The 20446-nt window shown below is 40.3% G+C and carries 18 protein-coding genes; 5 read left to right on the top strand and 13 right to left on the bottom strand.

The features are described from left to right. Positions 1–3 precede the first annotated feature (3 nt). Both IPZ59_RS01715 and IPZ59_RS01720 read left to right on the top strand, forming a co-directional pair. Positions 4–1281: a Glu/Leu/Phe/Val family dehydrogenase gene (locus IPZ59_RS01715; RefSeq protein WP_236138158.1), complete on the top strand. Its 1278-nt coding sequence runs from the start codon at positions 4–6 to the stop codon at positions 1279–1281. A 79-nt stretch (positions 1282–1360) separates the two neighbouring features. Beyond that, positions 1361–2023: a phosphatidylserine decarboxylase family protein gene (locus IPZ59_RS01720; protein WP_236138159.1), complete on the top strand. Its 663-nt coding sequence runs from the start codon at positions 1361–1363 to the stop codon at positions 2021–2023. Positions 2024–2254: 231 nt separating this feature from the next. On the opposite strand, the gene IPZ59_RS01725 is transcribed toward IPZ59_RS01720, so the two are convergent. The 9 genes from IPZ59_RS01725 to cmk form a co-directional block, all read right to left on the bottom strand. Further along, a complete protein-coding gene (locus IPZ59_RS01725; protein ID WP_236138160.1) occupies positions 2255–2641 on the bottom strand; it encodes a hypothetical protein in 387 nt (128 codons plus the stop codon). Positions 2642–2880: 239 nt separating this feature from the next. Beyond that, positions 2881–3480 carry a DUF502 domain-containing protein gene (locus IPZ59_RS01730; protein ID WP_236138161.1) on the bottom strand — a complete coding sequence of 200 codons (600 nt, stop codon included), beginning with the start codon at positions 3478–3480 and terminating at the stop codon, positions 2881–2883. A 95-nt stretch (positions 3481–3575) separates the two neighbouring features. Then, on the bottom strand, positions 3576–4187 hold the full coding sequence (nqrE, locus tag IPZ59_RS01735; protein WP_236138162.1) for an NADH:ubiquinone reductase (Na(+)-transporting) subunit E: 612 nt from the start codon (positions 4185–4187) through the stop codon (positions 3576–3578). Between the two features lie 13 nt (positions 4188–4200). Continuing rightward, entirely contained in the window at positions 4201–4878 is a 678-nt protein-coding gene (locus IPZ59_RS01740) for an NADH:ubiquinone reductase (Na(+)-transporting) subunit D (RefSeq protein ID WP_236138163.1), read from the bottom strand. Between the two features lie 24 nt (positions 4879–4902). After that, complete coding sequence (nqrC, locus tag IPZ59_RS01745; RefSeq protein ID WP_236138164.1) at positions 4903–5682, bottom strand: NADH:ubiquinone reductase (Na(+)-transporting) subunit C; 780 nt, start codon at positions 5680–5682, stop codon at positions 4903–4905. Continuing rightward, positions 5669–6886, bottom strand: coding sequence for an NADH:ubiquinone reductase (Na(+)-transporting) subunit B (locus IPZ59_RS01750; RefSeq protein ID WP_236138165.1), 1218 nt, complete (start codon positions 6884–6886; stop codon positions 5669–5671). Before IPZ59_RS01750 ends, nqrC begins: the two co-directional genes overlap by 14 nt. A gap of 4 nt (positions 6887–6890) precedes the next feature. Next, entirely contained in the window at positions 6891–8273 is a 1383-nt protein-coding gene (locus IPZ59_RS01755; RefSeq protein WP_236138166.1) for a Na(+)-translocating NADH-quinone reductase subunit A, read from the bottom strand. A 138-nt stretch (positions 8274–8411) separates the two neighbouring features. Further along, entirely contained in the window at positions 8412–9305 is an 894-nt protein-coding gene (locus IPZ59_RS01760; RefSeq protein ID WP_236138167.1) for a 4-hydroxy-3-methylbut-2-enyl diphosphate reductase, read from the bottom strand. A 3-nt stretch (positions 9306–9308) separates the two neighbouring features. Next, the gene (gene cmk, locus IPZ59_RS01765) at positions 9309–9995 is read right to left on the bottom strand and encodes a (d)CMP kinase (RefSeq protein WP_236138168.1); all 687 of its coding nucleotides are present in this window, start codon (positions 9993–9995) and stop codon (positions 9309–9311) included. A 153-nt stretch (positions 9996–10148) separates the two neighbouring features. On the opposite strand from cmk, the gene ade reads away from it, so the two are divergent. Together ade and IPZ59_RS01775 are read left to right on the top strand one after the other, a co-directional pair. Continuing rightward, a complete protein-coding gene (ade, locus tag IPZ59_RS01770; protein WP_236138169.1) occupies positions 10149–11780 on the top strand; it encodes an adenine deaminase in 1632 nt (543 codons plus the stop codon). A 446-nt stretch (positions 11781–12226) separates the two neighbouring features. Then, positions 12227–13366 carry an acyl-CoA dehydrogenase family protein gene (locus IPZ59_RS01775; RefSeq protein WP_236139759.1) on the top strand — a complete coding sequence of 380 codons (1140 nt, stop codon included), beginning with the start codon at positions 12227–12229 and terminating at the stop codon, positions 13364–13366. A gap of 291 nt (positions 13367–13657) precedes the next feature. Here the strand turns inward: IPZ59_RS01775 and IPZ59_RS01780 are convergent, their stop codons facing one another. Together IPZ59_RS01780 and IPZ59_RS01785 are read right to left on the bottom strand one after the other, a co-directional pair. Continuing rightward, entirely contained in the window at positions 13658–14806 is a 1149-nt protein-coding gene (locus tag IPZ59_RS01780) for an ATP-binding protein (protein ID WP_236138170.1), read from the bottom strand. 155 nt (positions 14807–14961) lie between these two features. Continuing rightward, positions 14962–16194, bottom strand: coding sequence for an NHL repeat-containing protein (locus IPZ59_RS01785; RefSeq protein ID WP_236138171.1), 1233 nt, complete (start codon positions 16192–16194; stop codon positions 14962–14964). A gap of 131 nt (positions 16195–16325) precedes the next feature. Between IPZ59_RS01785 and IPZ59_RS01790 the strand changes: the two genes are divergently transcribed. Next, positions 16326–17693 carry a DUF5723 family protein gene (locus IPZ59_RS01790; protein ID WP_236138172.1) on the top strand — a complete coding sequence of 456 codons (1368 nt, stop codon included), beginning with the start codon at positions 16326–16328 and terminating at the stop codon, positions 17691–17693. Between the two features lies 1 nt (position 17694). Here IPZ59_RS01790 and IPZ59_RS01795 read toward each other — a convergent pair whose 3' ends face one another. Beyond that, positions 17695–18441: an MIP/aquaporin family protein gene (locus IPZ59_RS01795; RefSeq protein ID WP_236138173.1), complete on the bottom strand. Its 747-nt coding sequence runs from the start codon at positions 18439–18441 to the stop codon at positions 17695–17697. After that, on the bottom strand, positions 18441–19931 hold the full coding sequence (gene glpK / locus IPZ59_RS01800) for a glycerol kinase GlpK (protein WP_236138174.1): 1491 nt from the start codon (positions 19929–19931) through the stop codon (positions 18441–18443). The genes IPZ59_RS01795 and glpK overlap by 1 nt, the downstream gene beginning before the upstream one ends. Positions 19932–20446: the final 515 nt, after the last annotated feature.

Genomic DNA, 20446 nt, shown 5'->3' on the forward strand with positions numbered 1-20446 from the left:
ACTATGGCTTACATTGAACCAGCTCCGATTAAGGATAAAGAAAATCCTTTGGAGTCAATGATGGAAAGATTTAACATTGCAGCAGAAAAATTGGGCCTTTCTGATGAGGTCTACAATGTGCTGAAAAATCCTGCCAAACAAGTGATTGTTTCACTTCCCATTACCATGGATAATGGTAAAATTGAAGTTTTTGAGGGAATCCGGGTAATCCATTCAAACATTCTTGGACCTGCAAAAGGTGGGATCCGATTTTCACCGGATGTTCACATAGACGAGGTCAAAGCCCTAGCTGCTTGGATGACTTGGAAATGTGCCGTGGTGGATATTCCTTACGGTGGTGGTAAAGGTGGTGTTCGTTGTAATCCAAGAGAGATGTCTAAAGGTGAAATCGAACGTTTGATGAGAGCTTATACCACTGCAATGATCGATGTCTTCGGTCCAGACAAGGACATTCCGGCACCGGATATGGGTACCGGACCAAGAGAAATGGCTTGGTTAATGGATGAATACTCCAAGTCACATGGTATGACTGTGAATGCTGTTGTAACTGGCAAGCCACTTGTTCTGGGAGGATCACTTGGACGTACAGAAGCAACTGGACGTGGCGTAATGGTCAGCACTTTGGCAGCCATGCAAAAATTAAAAATCAATCCTTTCTCTGCTACTTGTGCAGTTCAAGGTTTTGGTAATGTAGGTTCTTGGGCATCTTTACTTCTAGAGGAAAGGGGCTTAAAAATCGTTGCTATCTCAGATATTTCAGGTGCATATCACAACGAAAATGGAATTAATATCGTAGAAGCTATTGCTTACAGAGATGGTAACAACGGAACCTTAGAAGGCTTCAAAGGAGCAGAAAAGATGGCTGACCCTATGGAGTTGCTTGAACTACCAGTAGATGTCCTAGTACCAGCAGCTGTAGAAGATGTGATCACCATCAAAAATGTTGACAAAATCAAGGCAAAATTAATCGTAGAAGGCGCTAACGGTCCAACCTCTGCAAAAGCAGATGCCATCATCAACGAAAAAGGAATCATGGCCGTTCCAGATATCTTGGCTAATGCAGGTGGTGTGACAGTTTCTTATTTCGAGTGGGTACAAAATAGATTAGGTTACAAATGGACAGCAGAACGAGTTAACAGACGTTCTGACCGAATCATGAAAGATGCATTTGATCATGTGTATGAAGCCTCTATTAAATACAATGTTCCCATGCGAATCGCGGCCTACATTGTGGCCATAGACAAAGTAGCGAAGACCTATACCTTCCGAGGTGGCTTCTAAGTAAAAGCAAACAAAATAAAAATTTATATATTTGGGGTGTGAAAGGCGACTTTCACACCCCTTTTTAACGAATTATCCCATGACCATACATAAAGAAGGCAGATCATTGCTGTTTTGGATGTTAATAATCTTAACAGCTCTCAATTATGGATTGTATCAATGGATACCTGAACAAGACCTAATTTTGAATCTGGTATTACTAGTAAGTATTGCCTTATACTTAATTGTGCTTCAATTCTTCAGAAACCCTTTCGTAACATTACCTAATGAAGATGATTTGGTCTATGCCCCCGCTGAAGGTAAAGTGGTGGTGATTGAAGAAACAATCGAAGATGAGTACCTAAAAGATCGAAGAAAACAAGTTTCAATCTTCATGTCTCCCTTCAATGTCCATGTCAACAGATCTCCTATTACTGGAATAGTGGAATTTTTTAAATATCATCCAGGTAAATATTTGGTTGCCTGGCATCCAAAATCCAGCACTGAAAATGAACGCACAACAATGGTCATCCGCCATGCAAATGGTGTTAAGTTAGTGGTCCGTCAGATTGCAGGTGCTTTGGCTCGTAGAATCAAATGGTATGTCAAAGATGGTTCTGTACTACCACAAGGCGGAGAATATGGATTTATTAAGTTTGGTTCAAGAGTAGATATTTATTTACCATTAGACGCCGAAATCTTAGTAACCATGAACCAAAAAACCAAAGGAGGAAAAACTCCTATTGCGCGCTTAAAGAAGTAACTAAATGAAAATTGATAGAAGCTTAATTATTCATTCACCAACAAAGATTCGTGAAGAGTAATTAAGCTTTTTTATTTTTCCAGTATTTCCGCTTTCATTTCGGTACCCATTTATACTATTTTATGGGGCTCATTTTAATCAGTTGCTATCGGAGGGCGGTAGACTGTTGACAATTATTTCCAGAATTATACGCGAACTATTTACCTGCTGATGTCAAAGCAGATAATGCTATTATTTTTGATCAGTTTTTAAAAAATACGCATGAAATCCTAGTGTATAAAGGAAACCCACGAACATTCCTGCAAATTTTGCAAGTGGATACTCCTCAAACAAATCATTGGATAGGAAAACATAATAGGCTGTCCATATCAAGAGTGGGTAGCTCACTGGCCAAAGAATGTATTTATCAAATCTATCTCTTGGCTTAAAGAAAAAGAAAAATCCATACATAAAAACCCACAGTGCAAAATGATATATATTTTCGGAAATAGCCTTTAGTCTAGCCTCTGATATCAAAATTGTTACAATTACAATGGCGTTAAACAATGCGAAATTTCTCTTGGGTGTGAATAATAATAAAATTTTCCCACTTAAACGGTCTTGAGTTATAGTTCCCATAGCGTTACGAAATAAATACAAAACATTATACCCTAAATACTAGACAAAAGTTACATATTCAATTTAATTTATGTGATTATCCGCAATTAAGCATAAGTCAAAATAATATCCGAATTATTGCGGATAATGGCCCACAGTCAACTGTCCACTGTCAACAGAAGCTTGAAAGCATAATGAATCTATTCATTTGTTTAGCTACTGGAATAAAGGCGGATAATCATATTAATTTATAACCAAAACTACAACCCTGTGATATCCCCGCTTTGATCACTTAAGGAATCCTTGATATTCAAATTTGAAACTCCTCCAGATACAATAAATTTCATCACTTCTGTACTACTTAAATTATGTAAAATCCTGATGTTTTTTTTGGGTATCAAAAACAAATTTCCTGAAAAATTATAGCTGTGAGGAGTATAGATTGATACAAATGTTTCTTCCTCAATTTCGAGCAAATCATCTTGTGTGATAAAGCCCAGTCTGTAAATATTCTCAGATAACTTAACTAACACAGGGGTGTTAAACTTTTTCTTATCACCTACAAAAGCAGACATCAAGTCTTTGATACTTGTGTACAAGATATTGATCAGTGGAATCCTAAATACCCATCGTTCAAAAATTTCAAACAAAGGCTTGGTTACAAATATGCTCGCCAAAAACCCAATAAATGTAATAAAAGCAAGAATAATCAAAGTTCCCAGACCTGGAATTGGTATAGGAATCATGCCATCCACAAATTTAATGATCCAAGTAATCACATAAATTGTCAAGGCAATAGGAACAACAAAAAGAAGGCCTCGAAAAAAGTAAGTGATAAATCGTTTATAAGTAAATGCCATGAGTACTACACGAAAGTTTATCAAAGTTATTTAAAAATTCCGTCACAAAAAAAGCCTCAGATTTCTCTGAGGCTCTTCATCAATTATATCTGATATTAAATATCAATACCCATAAAGGACATAAATGCTATGCCCATTAAACCGGTGATAAGCATGGTAATTCCCAAGCCTTTCAAACCGTCAGGTACATTCGAGTATTTCAACTTTTCTCTGATAGCTGCCAGCGCAACCATTGCTAAGAAGAAACCTACACCGGAACCAAAGCCATATACTGTTGCTTCAGCAATGGTATAATCTCTTTGAGCCATGAATAAGGATCCACCCAAGATGGCACAGTTTACAGCGATCAAAGGAAGGAAAATACCCAAGGCACCGTATAATGCTGGAGCAAATTTCTCTACAACCATCTCTACCAATTGCACCATCGCAGCAATTACTGCGATAAACATGATGAAACGAAGGAAGGATAGGTCAACTGCTGCAAATGTTGGTCCTGCCCAAGCCAAAGCTCCCTCTTTCAAAATATATTCATTCAATAACCAGTTAGTAGGAGCTGTAACCGACAATACGAAGATTACTGCCGCACCTAAACCTATGGCTGTACTTACTTTTTTGGAAACGGCTAGAAAAGAACACATCCCTAAGAAGTAGGCGAAAACCATGTTATCGATGAAAATCGACTTTACTGCTAAATTTACTAATTCCATGTTTGCTCCTATTTTAGTGTTCTACATAACCAGTTTTGGTACGCTGTACCCAAATAATCAAACCAAGGATGATAAACGCACCTACTGGAGATACCATCAAACCATTGGTTGCTAAGCTAAATCCTTCGCCAAATAGACCTGAGATCGCATCATAAATCTGCACACCGAATACAGAACCAGATCCAAATAATTCTCTAAAGAAAGCTACTGCTAAGATGATCCAAGCATAACCAAGTGCTGATCCAAAACCATCAAGGATAGAATCATAAGGCTTATTCCCTAATGCAAATGCCTCCAAACGACCCATAACAATACAGTTGGTAATAATCAAACCAACGAATACCGATAGTTCCTTGTACATATCAAAAGCAAACGCCTTCAATACTTCATTTACTAAGGTTACCAATGATGCAATGACAGCTAACTGAACGATGATACGTACACGTGATGGGATTGCATTTCTTAACAAGGAAATTGTCAAGTTAGCCATTACCATTACGAAAATTACGGATATCGCCATTACTAAGGTAGGCTGCAACTGTGTTGTTACCGCCAAAGCGGAACAGATACCCAATACTTGGATGGTAATTGGGTTATTATCAACCAGTGGATCACTGATGAATTTTCTTCTCCTTTTGGATAAGAGTGGCTCCGCTGCTTTAACAGGGGCCTGTGCTGTTTCTGTGCTCATTATAGTTTGGTTATAATGTTCAAATTAATTTACTAAGGCTAAATCTGTGGAGCCTGCTTGAGAACGCAACTTCTCAAAATATGCACTGTAAAACTGCAGATAATTTCTCAACATATTGTTGACACCATTAGCTGTAATTGTTGATCCAGAGATTCCATCTACTTTATGTAGATCATCAGAGAAGTCTCTTCCCTCTCCTTTCTGCATCACAACAGATTGGAAGGATCCGGCATCATCATAGATTTGCTTTCCTTGAAATCTATTTTGAACGCCTGCTTCAGTGATACGAGCTCCTAGTCCCGGTGTTTCACCTTTGTGTCCAAAAGTTACACCTGCTATCGTATTCAAATCAATATCCAATGCCAAGAAACCCCATATCTCATCCCAAAGACCTGCACCATATACTTGAACAATGAAAGCTTCGGCAGCATCTGGATTCCCTTCTTTATGGAAAATAAACATAGGGAATTGTCTCTTTTCAGGAGCCATTTTATAATTCTTAGCAACATTAACGTTTTCTGCGACAATAGGATTACCGTCAGCATCCTTTTCAATCAAGTTCCCGTCAATATCGACTACCTTAGAAGTAATTCTCTTTTCATAATAGTCGAGAATTTCTTCTGCACTCATTTTTCTCAATTCAGAAGCCTCTAAGACCGCACCAAGAATTTGCTTTTTGGTATCCAGCTCTACTGCTTTTTTCTGAATAGGTCCCAATACCTGAGAAGTACCGGATAGCAATAACCCTAAAACTACCGTTAGGATTACTGAAAATGTGATGATGTAAGCGTTAGACTGTTGCACGTTGTAACCTCCTTTTCTTATTAGCTTTAACTACATAAAAATCGATCAATGGAGCGAACACGTTCATGAAAAGAACGGCTAGCATGATCCCCTCTGGATAAGCTGGATTGGTTACACGAATAATCACCGTCAACACACCAATAAGGAAACCATAAATCCATTTTCCTACTTCCGTTTGAGCAGCCGACACTGGATCGGTAGCCATAAATACAATACCGAAAGCTAAGCCACCAATTACCCAATGGTATTCAGCAGGCATTGCTAAGTATTCATTATTCCCAGCAAACAGGTTGAATACAACACCCATTGCATATGCACCTGCAAAACCAGAAACGATAATTTTCCAAGATGCTACTCCAGTAGCGATCAAAATAGCTGCACCTACCAAAGCCATCAACGTGGATGTTTCACCGATTGAACCTGGTATCCAACCCATAAAGAGGTTCCAGAATTCGAACATGCCAGCTTGAACACTTGAATTGTGTTCTGCCAATGCTTGAGTAGCTACTTCTCCATCGACTCCAGCATTGTATGCTACTGCAAGGGCAGTTGCACCGGAAAATCCATCAACAGGAGCTTTATCGCCTAAGTATGTCCATACTTGGTCACCGGAAATTTGTGCTGGATATGCAAAATATAAGAATGCTCTTGCAGTCATTGCTACATTCAAAATATTCATACCTGTACCACCAAAGACCTCTTTTGCAATCACAACAGCAAAAACTGTTGCTAAAGCAACTTGCCATAATGGAAGTGTCGCAGGAACAACTAATGGAATCAACATTCCTGTTACAAGGAAACCTTCATTGATCGGGTGTTTACGGATCACAGCAAATGTTGCTTCAACCGCACCACCCGCTGCATAAGCAACGATTACGATTGGCAATACGAGCTGAAGTCCCAATAAAAACTTAGGACCGAAATCTTCCCACAATCCCGCAGTTTGACCAGTTGCCAAGAAATGTTGATGTCCTGTGTTGTAGATACCAAACAACAAACATGGTATCATCGCAATCACCACAGTGATCATCATTCTTTTGAGGTCAATCGCGTCCTTCACTTGAGCACCTTTAATTGCATTGGTGTGGTTAGGCGTAAACAAGAATGTTTCACCTGCCTCAAATGCATAGTAAAAGTTCTCCAACTTGCCTCCTTTTTTAAAAAGGGGCTTCTGCTTGTCCAACAGATCTCTAAGAAACTTCATATAATTAACTGTATTGTAATAAGTCTAAACCTTTTCTGACAATCTCCTGTACTGGGTGTTTGGATACGTCCACAAACTCACAAAGTGCTAAATCTTCTTCAACAACTTCGTAAATACCTAATTCCTCCATGTCGTCAAAATCTTCGGCCATGATTGCTTTCAGCAAATACACCGGCAAAATGTCCATTGGAGTTACACTTTCAAACACACCTGTTTGCACAAATGCTCTTTCCTCACCACGCACGTTAGTATCCAATACGTGTTCTTTCTTTGGATTCAAGAAAGACAGTAAACCTAATGCTCTGTGGTAACTTAAATGTTTGGTAGGTAGCGCCCAACCCAAAAACTCATGGTAATGACCTTCTGGAAGCAGCGTGATTTGGTTATGGTAGTAACCAATATATCCGTCTGCAGTGATTTTTTCTCCTGTCAATACATTTCCTGAAACCACACGAGTGTCTGGAGCAACTGATGATTTTTCATCTTCTTGCAGATTGCCTTCAACCAACGAATCTACACAAGCTCCCATGTATGTTTTTACATAAACAGCTTTCTTTGCTCTAGAACCTGTAATTGCAAACTTCTTAGATGCATCATATTTTCCCTCTAAGAAAAGCTTACCAATCTGAGCTACGCCAAATGGAGAGATTGTCCAGGCGATTTCACCTTTGTTGATTGGGTCAAGGTGGTGAATCTGAACACCCACATTACCCGCAGGGTGAGGACCGGAAAACTTATTCAATTCTACCCCTTTCGCATTGGCGAAAACAGGAGGTACTTGTTCTGCTTCATTGACATTGAGGTGAATTTTTCCAGAAGTGAGCTTACCTAAAATAGTAAGGCCAGCTTGGAAATATTTATCCTCACCTTCAAGCATAAAACCATGGTCAGCAGCCAATGGATGTGTATCAAAAGCTGAAATGAAGATTGCTTTTGGAGTATCTGCAGGATTAGCCACAATCCCGTAAGGTCTTTGGATCAGTTGTGGCCAAACACCAGACTTGCACATTTGAGCAATTGCGACTTCTTTGGATACAGACCCAAGATCACCTTCAGAAAACTTGTCAAATGATTCATAACTGATAGTACTATCAGCAAGAATCTTAATCTCCAATAATTTTCTTCGTTCGCCTCTTTTGATCTCTACAATTTCACCCGATACCGGTGCAACATACTGCACGGATTCCATGGCCTTATCAAACAAGATAGGTGTTCCTGCTTTTACAGTATCTCCCTCACTTACAGTTACTTTTGGTCTTTGCAACCCAATGAAATCGGTTGGTTTCAACGCAAAAGTCTTAGCGGGCTTGAATTCTGCAAGCTGCTTTTCAGCCTTACCTACGAGCTTAATATCGAATCCCTTCTTAAGCTTTATTGTTTTTGACATATGATTTTATGAATATATGATCTTTTTAAAAACGCCCCAAATCTAATAAATTCAATCAGTTTATAGAAGATTATTTTGTTATTATTTGTGACTTAGGACACTTACGGAATTTTGAGATTTTGGATACATTAATTTTTACTACACAGCAAAATCGTGCTCCAGCTTCTCTATATGTGTCTTCACTTGTTCCATCAACCACATGGGAGTGGATGTAGCTCCACAGATACCCACAGTTCCTTGATTCTCAAACCAACATGGCTCTAGTTCATTTTCATTTTCCACAAAATAACTTTGCGGATTGACAGACTTACACACCTGATATAAAGCTTTACCATTAGAGCTTTTCTTTCCAGAAACAAAAACGATCACATCGTTTTCTGCTGCAAACTTTGATAATTGCGGTTCACGATTGGAAACTTGCCTGCAAATGGAATCGTTCGCATTGAAATCAACTTCTGTTAAACTCCCTTTCACTGCCTTGATCCGCTCTTCAATTTTTTCTTTCAGCTCATAGAAGCCTTTGGTGCTTTTTGTGGTTTGTGAAAAAAGAGTCACAGGCTTAGTATAATCGATTTTATCCAAATCCTTATCTTCCATCACAACAATGGCTTTCTCCAAGGTTTGCCCGGTCAGACCAATCACTTCTGCATGACCTTTTTTTCCATAAATTACAATCTGACCCCTTTCCTTCTCCATTTTATCAAATGCAGTCTTTACTCTATGTTGCAATTTCAACACAACGGGACAAGACGCATCGATTAGCTCAATATTATTTTCAATGGCCATTTTGTAAGTTTCCGGTGGCTCGCCGTGCGCTCGTATCAAGACTTTGCAGTCACTCAACTCTTGCAATTGATCGCGGTCTATGATTACCAAACCTTTATCGGCAAGTCTTTTGACCTCCATATCATTGTGGACTATGTCGCCCAGACAATATAGTTTGTCAGAAGCCTCCATCTCGTCTTCAGCCATTTTGATGGCAAATTCTACCCCAAAACAATAGCCTGAATTTTTATCTATGGTTACTATCATATCCTACTTTATCTTTCCCAAAACTTCTTGGGCTACTTGTACTATTTTATCCACTTGTTCTTCAAACTTAAGATTGCTAGTGTCAATCTCCACCGCATCCTCAGCTTTCATCAAAGGACTTTCTTTTCTATTGGAATCCGTTTGATCTCGATCAGCCAGATTTTTAATGATATCCTCCAGAACGACTATCTGACCCTTTTCCTCCAACTCCTTTTGTCTACGCAAAGCCCTCACCTCCAAATTAGCAGTCATAAAAACTTTTAATTCAGCCTTAGGAAAGACCACTGTGCCAATGTCTCTCCCATCCATAACAACACCTTTTTCCTTACCAAGTTCCTGCTGTTGAGCAACCAAGGCTTCCCTAACAGCTTTAATAGTACTTACTTCTGACACGTAATTAGACACCCGCATGTTTCTAATATCCTGCTCTACGTTTCTGTCATTAAGGTATGTTTCCTGATAGCCAGTGTCTGGATTGATCTTAAAACGGATGTTCAATTGATCTAAATGAGCATTGACTTCCTGCGGATTGTGAATATCTACGGAATGATCTAAAAAATGCAAAGTGGCAGAGCGATACATTGCACCACTATCGATGTAGGTATACCCAAGCTTTTTAGCCACTGCCTTGGCAGTTGAACTTTTACCACAGCCTGAATACCCATCTATCGCTATTACAATCTTATTCATGAATGAAAAGTAGATCTGTTTTCTTGATTTCAGGCGCAAATATAGTAGATTTAAATCTAATTTTATCGGCAAATGGATGTAATCCTTCGAAATGTAAGGATGTGTATCAATTATGTTAAAAAGTGAATTTCAACAACTTAAAATCTCTTACTTATGAACCCGCTGTTCATTCAAGGCAACCTAGTGGATATTCGAAATAAGACCATCTACACAAGTGAAATCGAAGTGTTTAAAGGTCAAATTGTATCGATAAAAAAAATCCATGAAGATAAAAATTTCCCGTATATACTTCCAGGTTTCATTGATGCACATGTACATGTAGAATCATCCATGCTCGTCCCATCAGAATTTGCTCGATTGGCAGTGGTGCATGGGACAGTAGCGAGCATCTCCGACCCACACGAAATCGCCAACGTATGTGGAATGGAAGGAGTCAACTATATGATTGATAATGGAAAACAAGTACCTTTCAAATTCTATTTTGGAGCTCCATCTTGCGTTCCAGCCACTCCTTTTGAAACCGCTGGTGCTGAAATAACTGTACAGGAAATCCATGATCTCATGGAGCGAAAAGAAATCGTCTACCTTGCCGAAATGATGAATTGGCCAGGGGCTGTCAATCGTGACCCAGAAGTAATGGCCAAAATTGACATGGCGAAAAGGTATGGCAAACCTGTAGATGGACACGCACCGGGACTGAGAGGAGAACTTGCTGTACAGTATGCTTCCGCAGGTATCAGTACTGACCACGAATGCTTCACCTTGGAGGAAGCCTTGGATAAGGTAAAACTCGGGATGAAAATAGCCATTCGGGAAGGCAGCGCTGCCAAAAATTTTGAGGCTTTAATCGATCTGATGGATGATTATCCTGATATGGTTATGTTTTGCTCGGATGATAAGCACCCAGACAACCTTGCCGTTAGCCATATCGATGAATTGGTGAGAAGGGCTGTAGCAAAAGGAAAAAATGTCTTCGATGTTCTTCAAGCTGCCTGCCTGACTCCAATCGATCACTATAAACTAGAAGTGGGTGAACTTCGGGTCAGTGACCCTGCAGATTTCATTCTAGTGGATGACTTGATAAATTTTAGAGTTCAAAAAACCTACATCGGTGGCCGCCTCGTAGCAGCACATGGGACTACATTGATTCAAAAAGCTGACAATCCGATTATCAACAATTTTCAGGCACTGCCAAAGAAAGAACAAGACTTTCAAATTTCAGCAAAGGGAAGTACCGTACGGGTTATTGAAGCATTGGATGGTCAATTAATTACACCAGAAATCCAAGGTGAAATCTTACTAGAAAATGGGTTTGCTGTATCCAATGTCCTTACTGATATTTTGAAGTTGACAGTAGTAAATCGCTACCAAGATAGCAAACCAGCTATGGCTTTTATAAAAAATATAGGTTTAAAATCTGGTGCTATTGCTTCATCTGTAGGGCATGACTCCCACAACATCATTGCGGTAGGAGTTGACGATCGCTCCATTTGCCAAGCAGTAAATGAATTGATCGCGGTCAAAGGAGGGGTAGTGGCTGTTGATGGCGACAAAACGATGGTACTCCCGCTCCCAGTAGGTGGAATCATGTCTGCTGAAGATGGATACGAAGTAGCCAAAGCCTATACCGCTATTGATCTGATGGCCAAAGAAATGGGTTCGACCCTTCAAAGCCCATTTATGACGCTCAGCTTCATGGCCTTACTGGTGATCCCAGACCTCAAACTCAGTGATAAAGGTTTGTTCAATGGAAAGGAGTTTACTTTCACAGATTTGTTTTTGTGATTATCCGCAATTAAGCATAAGTCAACATAATATCCGAACTATTGCGGATAATGGACCACAGTCAACTGTCCACTGTCAACAGATGCTTGAAAGCATAATGAATCTATTCATTTGTTTAGCTACTGGAATAAAAGCGGGTAATCATATTTGTTTTTATAAAGAAACACCAAAACTGCGTCAAAGGGATCGGATTGAAAAAATCCATCCTAAAAATCAACCAATTGTAAAAAAGTGAAGAAAATTTAATCAGAATTTTATTCGGTAAAATATGATATTTATTTACTTTTCTTCCTCATAATTGAAAACTGATTTTCCCTTATTTGTCAAAAAAATCAAAGCCTGGAATCCTATTTGAATTACTAGCTTGCGGGCAAAACCTTCAACATCCACAGGAAGTTTGTATATTTGATAGGTATAAACCCAAGTATAACTAGAGAATACATATGATGAATTTTGAGATGAATGAGAATCAGCAGATGATTGCTCAGATGATCCGTGATTTTGGAGCGAAAGAAATTACTCCATTTAGAAAAGAGTGGGACGATAATCAGCACTTTCCTTTGGAGCTTTTTAAGAAATTGGGAGAGCTCGGATTGATGGGTGTATTAGTCCCTACGGAATATGGAGGCTCAGGATTTGGTTACTTTGAATACGTAACAGCAATTGCAGAATTGGCAAAACTTGATCCCTCCGTTGGTTTATCCATGGCTGCACACAATTCACTTTGCACCGGACATATTATGATGTTTGGAAATGAGGAGCAAAAACAAAAATACCTACCAAAACTAGCTACTTGTGAGTTTTTAGGAGCTTGGGGTCTTACAGAGCCTAATACAGGTTCAGATGCAGGCAACATGCGAACAGTTGCTGTAAAAGACGGTGAATACTACGTGATCAATGGAGCCAAAAATTTCATTACACACGGAGTTTCGGGTGATGTTGCAGTGGTAATTGCTCGAACAGGTGAAGTGGGGGATTCTCATGGCATGACCGCCTTTATCATTGAAAAAGGAACTCCAGGCTTCAAAGGTGGAAGAAAAGAAGATAAACTAGGAATGCGCGCTTCTGAGACAGCGGAATTGATTTTTGAAGATTGCAGGGTACATGAAAGCCAAATTTTGGGTGAAGTTGGGGAAGGTTTTATTCAGTCTATGAAGATCTTAGATGGAGGCAGAATTTCCATAGCAGCCTTATCATTAGGTATTGCGGAAGGTGCCTTGGAAGAGTCCATCAAATACTCCAAAGAGCGTGAGCAATTCAATCAGCCTATTTCGAAATTCCAGGCTATTTCCTTCAAGTTGGCAGATATGGCTACTCAAGTAGAGGCAGCACGATTGCTAACATTCAAGGCTGCCGATTTAAAGAACCGAGGTCAAAAGGTTACCTTGATGGGAGCGCAGGCCAAATACTATGCCTCTGAGGTGTCCGTAAGTGTGGCCAATGAAGCCGTACAGATATTTGGAGGCTATGGCTTTACCAAAGATTATCCAGTAGAAAAATACTACAGAGACTCCAAACTATGTACCATCGGTGAGGGTACTTCTGAAATCCAAAAACTGGTAATTTCTCGTGAGATCTTGAGATAATTGCTTAAAAAGTAAAAATGATTCATTTGCCCCTTCTGATAATAAAAAATTGGAAGGGGCATTTTTTATTAGGCTCTGCAAGACAAACGTAACAACCTTCAAAGGGAAGACAGAGGAGAAGAGGTTTTCATCCAACCCACCGATCTATCGATCTAATTTATGCAAAACAGCCCACGCTTGGATTACAGAGGATGCAACAGAGTTCAGATATGTATTGATTGATAGGCTACCAATTTACTGGTTTACCCACCCACAATTAGTGGATAGAAAAGACAAAATCAACCCCCACCTTTATTGGTTTGTATAGGGATAATCCCCTAACCACTGCCAAAAATTATCCTTATGTATCACTTGCGTCGTCACTGGATTATACGATTCCACAAAACTTGTTGGAAACTTTGATTTGGCTTTTGGATTCCATTTGAATTCGAACGCAAAAATTTTCCCATCAATCTCTTCCACATAGTCTATTTCCTGCCCACGGGTGGTTCTCCAAAAATAGGTTTTCCCATAAAAGCCATTGTAAGAAAGTAATTTTTGGCGTTCGGAAATCAAGAAGTTTTCCCATAATTGGCCGATGTCGTTCCGATTGCTTAATGCAGCATAATTCCCTATGATGGAGTTTCTCATCCCATTATCAATAAAGAAAATTTTTCTGCTGCTACTTATTTCGGAGCGTAGATTTCGGCTAAATGGATTCAGTTTGAATACAATGAATGCTTTTTCCAATAATTCAATGTAAGCAGATACAGTGGATTTATCAGCTTGAACAGTTCGACTTAATTCATTGTAGCTCACTTCAGAACCTACCTGCCAAGCCAACGCTTGAAGAAGCTTATGAAGTAGTTCAGGCCTCCTTATTCCTTTAAAATTCAACAGGTCTTTGTAAAGGTAGCTTGAAGAAAGATTTTGAAGTAAAGCAATTTCCTCTCCCGTATTGGATATTATTTCGGGATACGATCCAAACACAAGTAGCTTTTCCAGCTTTGGCAATGCTTTGGCAAGTCCTTGCCAATCAGTTAATTCCTGCCATGATATAGGAAATATTTTATACTCCCACTTCCGACCTGTTAAGGGCTCATTTACAGAGCTAGCCAATTCCAAGGAGGATGAACCTGTTACAATTAGTTGGATACCAGTGAAATGGTCTGCCATTAACTTTAATGTCAATCCGATTTCAGGGATGCGCTGAGCTTCATCAATGATAATTACCTTATGTTTGCCAATAAAACTCTTTAAAAATTCAAGATTAGGATTCGATAAAAATTCGACCGTTTGAAATTCATCACCAGTTAATAGCAAATAGTCATGACCTAACTGGGAAGCCAATTCTTCTACCAATGTTGTCTTACCAACTTGTCTAGGTCCAAGAAGTATGATGACCTTTTTCCAATCTACTCGTTTGGAAAGTTCGCTATGGAGAATCCGCTTAATATGCATAATCAGCGATTATAATCCCCAAATATACGTATATTTAGGGATTATAATCACCAAATATCCATATTTTCAGGGATTATAATTTTGGATAATACATAAAACGATACGTCCCCTAGTTTTTTTCAAACACATGCAAGCCAAATCAAAGGCAAAACAATTTAATCCATCAATTGAAGCTTCCCCCTATACACCGTAAAGCTTTCATCTTCCTTATCTTTGCTTAGAGGCTTCATCCACCAGAGTTCTTCATCGATCACCCTGTAGCTATCGTTCCACATGGCAGGGCGTGATACTGGAAAAACCTTCCCATCGACAAGGGCAACTGTTTTCCATTGCTGCTGCTGTCGTACAGATATTTTCAATGATTCATCGGCACTACCATTCTTGACTTTTTCCCAATCAGGTAAAGCTGATGGAGATGGCCCTGGCTTGTAATGAATTAAGAAGACTTCTCCGACCATTTCCAAACTTTCGATGGATGAAGGAAAAGGAAAACCCAATTGAGTTCCATTGAGTACACCGTAAGGAACTTGGCCATATTCCAAGCCTTCATTTTCATAAAATTCATCCAACTCCAAGCGTTGGCTGGATTCAAGAACAGGAATTTCACCTTTCCATGAGTAGGTATAGAGCACAGGCTCATTCTGAAACATCAGGTAAAGCTTTTCCTTTGATTGGTCAAAGAAAAATCGCGGACGAAAATCTTCAAATGGATAGGCAAGGCCTGCCAAAAATTTACTCTCGTTCGGAAAAGGGATCAGTTGTTTTGTCTCTCGAGTTTCCAAGTCAGTCATCAAAAGATTCATACGCTTTTCGAAAAACGCTTGCCCCACTTCCTGAATGTCATCCATCAGGTCTAAATGATGCAGGACATATGTCTTCCCATTCTTTCCAATTACTTGGTTTTTGCGGAAGATATTGATAAACCCATGAAACCCTGTCTGGTATTGATACACGCGATTTTGGAGAAGTACTTCGCCTTCCCGAGAAAAAACGATGAGCCCATGAACCTTGTCAGTGATGAGCAAATTACCCTCTGGGGTCAAAGAGAGATTGTCAGCAACCATGCTAAAAACCCCAGGAACATCGCCCGTTTTAGCCCATTCAGTTACAGGCTTACCAGTCCTATCAAACACAAAAATCTTAGATGCCCCAGCATCTCTGAAGAAAAGATATTCCTCCGTAGCATATTGAAACAAAAACAACGAAGCCAACACATCTTCTACTTGAACACTATCGATAACGACGATTTCAAAGGCTAGCTTGGATGAATCGTTTGCTTTTGACGATTCATTTCCTTGACAAGAAGCCAGGAAAGCGGAAAAAACCAGCAACAAGGTGGCTCGATAAAAATTATAAAATACCCTCATAATTCGTTTATTAGTGATCATCTCAAATTTATAGAAAACCGCCTAAAAAAAATTGTAATTGAATAAGCTTTTAAGATTCTTTTAAATTTAATGGGTTTTGGTTACATTGAATCAAAGAGAAAAAATCATCCTCATCACAAAAAAAAACCCTTATGAAATTCCTTTTCCAAAATCAAAAACGTGCATTACAAGCCGCTCTATTGATTGTTTGTACACTCTTGGGCATAGCGCCGACTTTTGCCCAACAAGGATTTGTAGGTATTCAGAACACGACTAGGCGTGGGCTCCTGCATGCCACCATGAATCCGGCGGAGATCAGCAATCTTCACCGGAAGGTGGAAGTCAATCTTTTTTCCATAGCGGGAAATGTGAGTAATGATGTACTTTCCTTTAGTGATTTTCTCGGAGATGAAGAGATTACAGAGATCCTGTTTAATAGGGTAGATGGACCTGTGAATGTACGAACAGACATCGGAATTATGGGGCCATCAGTGGGGTTTAGGGTAGGTAAATGGGGTTTTGGGGTAACCACACAGGGTTTTGTTCGAACAGATGTGATTGATTTTGATGCGAATTTGGGCCGAAGTATTACTACTGCCACAGATGGGCAATCATTTGTGGAAAGCACCTTAAACCTTACTTCCAATCAACGGATCAATCTTGCCGCTTGGACAGAATTTGGATTGATGGCAGGTAGAGAAGTTTTCCAAAATGAAAATCACCGAGTCTCTGTGGGAGGGGGCATTCGACTACTCATGCCAAGTGCGTACTTCAATGCAGGGATTGAAAATATTCAGGGAACACTTCGAATCGACCAAAATTCTTCGGTAATCACCAATGCAACTGGTCGGCTAAATTTCAATTATTCTGGGGTGATTTTTGATGAATCATTGGATGAATTCAATCTCAACGCCTTGTCCTTTGGGAGTATTTCGGGCCTTGGACTGGATTTGGGCTTATCTCATGAATGGATAAAAGATGGGGTAGTCAAGGCAAGCTCCGGTTTTTCTTTCAAAGGAATGGGGTCTTTGGACTTTGGTGCCAATCAGGTCAATCATAACTACAGCATGAATATACCATCTGGTCAAAGTTTTGATTTGAATCAATTGGAGGGAAGCTTCGAGGATATTGAAAACCAATTACTAGCTTCAGGATTTTTTACCAAAACATCTGACGGAGATTATAATCCAAACTTACCCAGATTATTGACGGCTTACACGGATCTTCGGCTCTCAAGAATATTTTATCTGAGCTTATTCAGTCAGTTCAATCTTGGAAACACCAGTAAAAACGAACAGATCGCTGCCCAAAACCTCTTTGCCATAACTCCACGTGTAAAGTTCGGTATATTTGAAATCTTCTCTCCTTGGATGAGTACAGAGATTGCCGGTATATCGGGAGGACTGGGACTTCGGGCAGGAGGCTTCTTCATTGGAAGCAATTCCGTACTGACAGGATTCTTAAATGACACTAATCAGGCAGATGCGTATGTTGGCTTTAGTTTTGGATTTGGCAGGTAAATTATACCATCCCCCCTACTCCCAGCAATAAATAAATTCCCGCTGCTATGGCTGCGCCTAAAACAGGACCTACTATGGGCACCCAGCTGTATGCCCAATCACTACTGCCTTTTCCTTTGATCGGAAGCAGCTGATGCATCAGGCGAGGACCAAAGTCTCTTGCTGGATTGATGGCGTAGCCAGTCGTCCCCCCTAAACTCAAACCGATCACCCATACCAAAAAAGCCACCGGCAGCGCTCCTAAAGAGCCTAAACCTATCGGAGTTCCACTTCCATCCTGCAATACAGGCTCGGTGGAATACAAAATCACGATAATCAAAACAGACGTCCCAATGATCTCGGAGAATAAATTGGAAGGTAAATTACGGATAGCAGGTGCTGTTCCAAAAGGAGCGAATTTCAATCCAGGGTCATCCGTGGCATCAAAGTGATCTTTATACATCAACCAACAGATACCCGATCCAAACATAGCTCCCAAGATCTGTGCGAATGCATATTTCGGCACCTCGGCCCAAGGAAAATCGCCTGCAATGGCTAAGGCAATACTGACGGCAGGATTCAAATGTGCCCCACTATAAGGGCCCGCGACCACTACTCCAATGAAAACACCCAAAGCCCAAGCCGTGGTAATGACTATCCATCCACTGCCATTTCCTTTGGTTCCTTGCAAAACCACATTGGCAACTACCCCGGAACCCATTGCCAATAGCAAGGATGTTCCTACAAATTCTGCTACAAATGCATCCATTATTCTATCCAGTTTTTAGCACGCTCCACGGCTTTATGCCAAAAATGTAAAAATTTCTCCACTTGAGCTACATCCATTTGGGGCTCAAATGATCGGTCCGCTTTCCAAAGTTCTTTCAACGCATCCTCATCTTTCCAAAAGCCAACAGCCAAGCCTGCCAAAAAAGCTGCCCCTAGCGCCGTAGTCTCGATAATAGTGGGTCGCTGAATACTGCAATTAAGAATATCTGCCTGGAATTGCATCAAAAAATTATTGGCCGTAGCCCCTCCATCCACACGCATTTCTTTGGTTGGCTCTCCACTGTCTTTTTCCATGGCTTTGATCACATCATTCACTTGATAGGCGATCGCTTCTAAGGCAGCTCGGGCCATATGGGCCGCTGTAGTCCCACGGGTGATGCCAAAAAAAGCACCTCGGGCATTGGCATCCCAATGCGGCGCCCCCAATCCAGCCAAGGCAGGAACAAAGTAAACACCATCATTATCACCCAAACTTTTGGCCAATGATTCACTTTCTTTGGCCTCACTTAAAAGGTTTATCCCATCTCTCAACCATTGAATAGCAGCTCCTCCTATAAAAACTGAGCCCTCCAAAGCATATTGCATCTTTCCATTGATTTCCCAAGCTACAGTTGTTAGCAAGCGATTGCTGGATTTGACGGGAGTATCGCCCGTATTCATCATCAAAAAGCAACCTGTACCATAGGTGGTTTTGGCCATTCCAGCTTGGGTGCACAATTGTCCAAACAATGCCGCCTGCTGATCGCCCGCAATTCCTGCTATGGGGATTTTATGGGAAAGAATATCTCCTGAGGTAGTTCCATAGACTTCTGAAGAAGACTTTACCTCTGGCAAAACACTGGTCGGTATATCAAACAACTCCAATAATTCCTGATCCCATTGCTTCTCATGGATATTGAACAGCATGGTTCTGCTCGCATTACTTACATCGGTGACATGGGTTTGGCCTCCACTCAATTTCCAAACCAACCAGGTATCTACTGTCCCAAATGCCAATTCTCCTTTAGCAGCTTTTTCACGAGCCCCTTCCACATGGTCGAGAATCCATTTCAATTTGGTCGCAGAAAAATAGGCATCCACGATCAAACCTGTTTTGTCAGCGATCAACTCCGCTTTCCCCGCAAGCTTCAGCTCCTCACAATAAGAAGCAGTCCTTCGATCTTGCCAAACGATCGCATGGTAAATGGCTTTTCCAGTTGCTCTGTCCCAAACGAGGGTGGTCTCCCGTTGATTGGTAATCCCAATGGCAGCGATTTGGGACGCTTTGATACCCTGATTGGCCAAGGCTTCGATCATCACTGAAGATTGACTGGACCAAATCTCCTGCGGGTCATGTTCCACCCAACCGGATTTAGGAAAATACTGCTTAAAATCTTTTTGTTCCACAGAAACAATCTGTCCCTGTTTGTCAAATACAATCGCTCTTGAGCTTGTCGTCCCTTGGTCAAGGGCTAGGATATAGTGGGTCATAGGGGAGTGAACAGTTAGTAGTTGATTAGTGAGTAGTTGATTAAGTGATTAGTTGATTAAGTGATTAGTTGATTGGTGACTGAGCGAAGTCGAAGCCAGAATTGGGAAGTCGACATATTAGTGATTAGTGGGTTAAGTGATAATTTGATTAGTGATTAGGGGTCCATGACTAACTGCTGACAGTCAACGGCTTGATTATCTTAGATCTGACTATCATGTTTTATTACCTGAATTCATACTTGGTTCTTGACTCTTACTTCTTGAGTCAATGTCACGTCCTGAAATTACTTGACACTTTTTTCATCGTTTTTCTTTTGTCTCCAATGTTTTTGTTTCTTTTTAAATGGATAAATCCTAATTCTTATAGTATTCAAAGATTATCCCGGTATTTCGTCTGTTTCCTAGCATTCCATGGTAGTGGGTTAAAACCCACGTATATGAATCAGGGGATACTCATGTTTTCCCGGGTTAAAACCCGGGGCAATTAATGGAGTTAACTAGTTCAATCATAATTT

Origin of the sequence: Mongoliitalea daihaiensis (genome assembly GCF_021596945.1) — a bacterium.
GTDB classification, from domain to species: domain Bacteria; phylum Bacteroidota; class Bacteroidia; order Cytophagales; family Cyclobacteriaceae; genus Mongoliitalea; species Mongoliitalea daihaiensis.

Coding starts and splice junctions, on each gene's coding strand:
- IPZ59_RS01715 (WP_236138158.1), top strand. CDS start 4: ATGGCTTACATTGAACCAGCTCCGATTAAGGATAAAGAAAATCCTTTG.
- IPZ59_RS01720 (WP_236138159.1), top strand. CDS start 1,361: ATGACCATACATAAAGAAGGCAGATCATTGCTGTTTTGGATGTTAATA.
- IPZ59_RS01725 (WP_236138160.1), bottom strand. CDS start 2,641: ATGGGAACTATAACTCAAGACCGTTTAAGTGGGAAAATTTTATTATTA.
- IPZ59_RS01730 (WP_236138161.1), bottom strand. CDS start 3,480: ATGGCATTTACTTATAAACGATTTATCACTTACTTTTTTCGAGGCCTT.
- nqrE (WP_236138162.1), bottom strand. CDS start 4,187: ATGGAATTAGTAAATTTAGCAGTAAAGTCGATTTTCATCGATAACATG.
- IPZ59_RS01740 (WP_236138163.1), bottom strand. CDS start 4,878: ATGAGCACAGAAACAGCACAGGCCCCTGTTAAAGCAGCGGAGCCACTC.
- IPZ59_RS01750 (WP_236138165.1), bottom strand. CDS start 6,886: ATGAAGTTTCTTAGAGATCTGTTGGACAAGCAGAAGCCCCTTTTTAAA.
- IPZ59_RS01755 (WP_236138166.1), bottom strand. CDS start 8,273: ATGTCAAAAACAATAAAGCTTAAGAAGGGATTCGATATTAAGCTCGTA.
- IPZ59_RS01760 (WP_236138167.1), bottom strand. CDS start 9,305: ATGATAGTAACCATAGATAAAAATTCAGGCTATTGTTTTGGGGTAGAA.
- cmk (WP_236138168.1), bottom strand. CDS start 9,995: ATGAATAAGATTGTAATAGCGATAGATGGGTATTCAGGCTGTGGTAAA.
- ade (WP_236138169.1), top strand. CDS start 10,149: ATGAACCCGCTGTTCATTCAAGGCAACCTAGTGGATATTCGAAATAAG.
- IPZ59_RS01775 (WP_236139759.1), top strand. CDS start 12,227: ATGAATTTTGAGATGAATGAGAATCAGCAGATGATTGCTCAGATGATC.
- IPZ59_RS01780 (WP_236138170.1), bottom strand. CDS start 14,806: ATGCATATTAAGCGGATTCTCCATAGCGAACTTTCCAAACGAGTAGAT.
- IPZ59_RS01785 (WP_236138171.1), bottom strand. CDS start 16,194: ATGATCACTAATAAACGAATTATGAGGGTATTTTATAATTTTTATCGA.
- IPZ59_RS01790 (WP_236138172.1), top strand. CDS start 16,326: ATGAAATTCCTTTTCCAAAATCAAAAACGTGCATTACAAGCCGCTCTA.
- IPZ59_RS01795 (WP_236138173.1), bottom strand. CDS start 18,441: ATGGATGCATTTGTAGCAGAATTTGTAGGAACATCCTTGCTATTGGCA.
- glpK (WP_236138174.1), bottom strand. CDS start 19,931: ATGACCCACTATATCCTAGCCCTTGACCAAGGGACGACAAGCTCAAGA.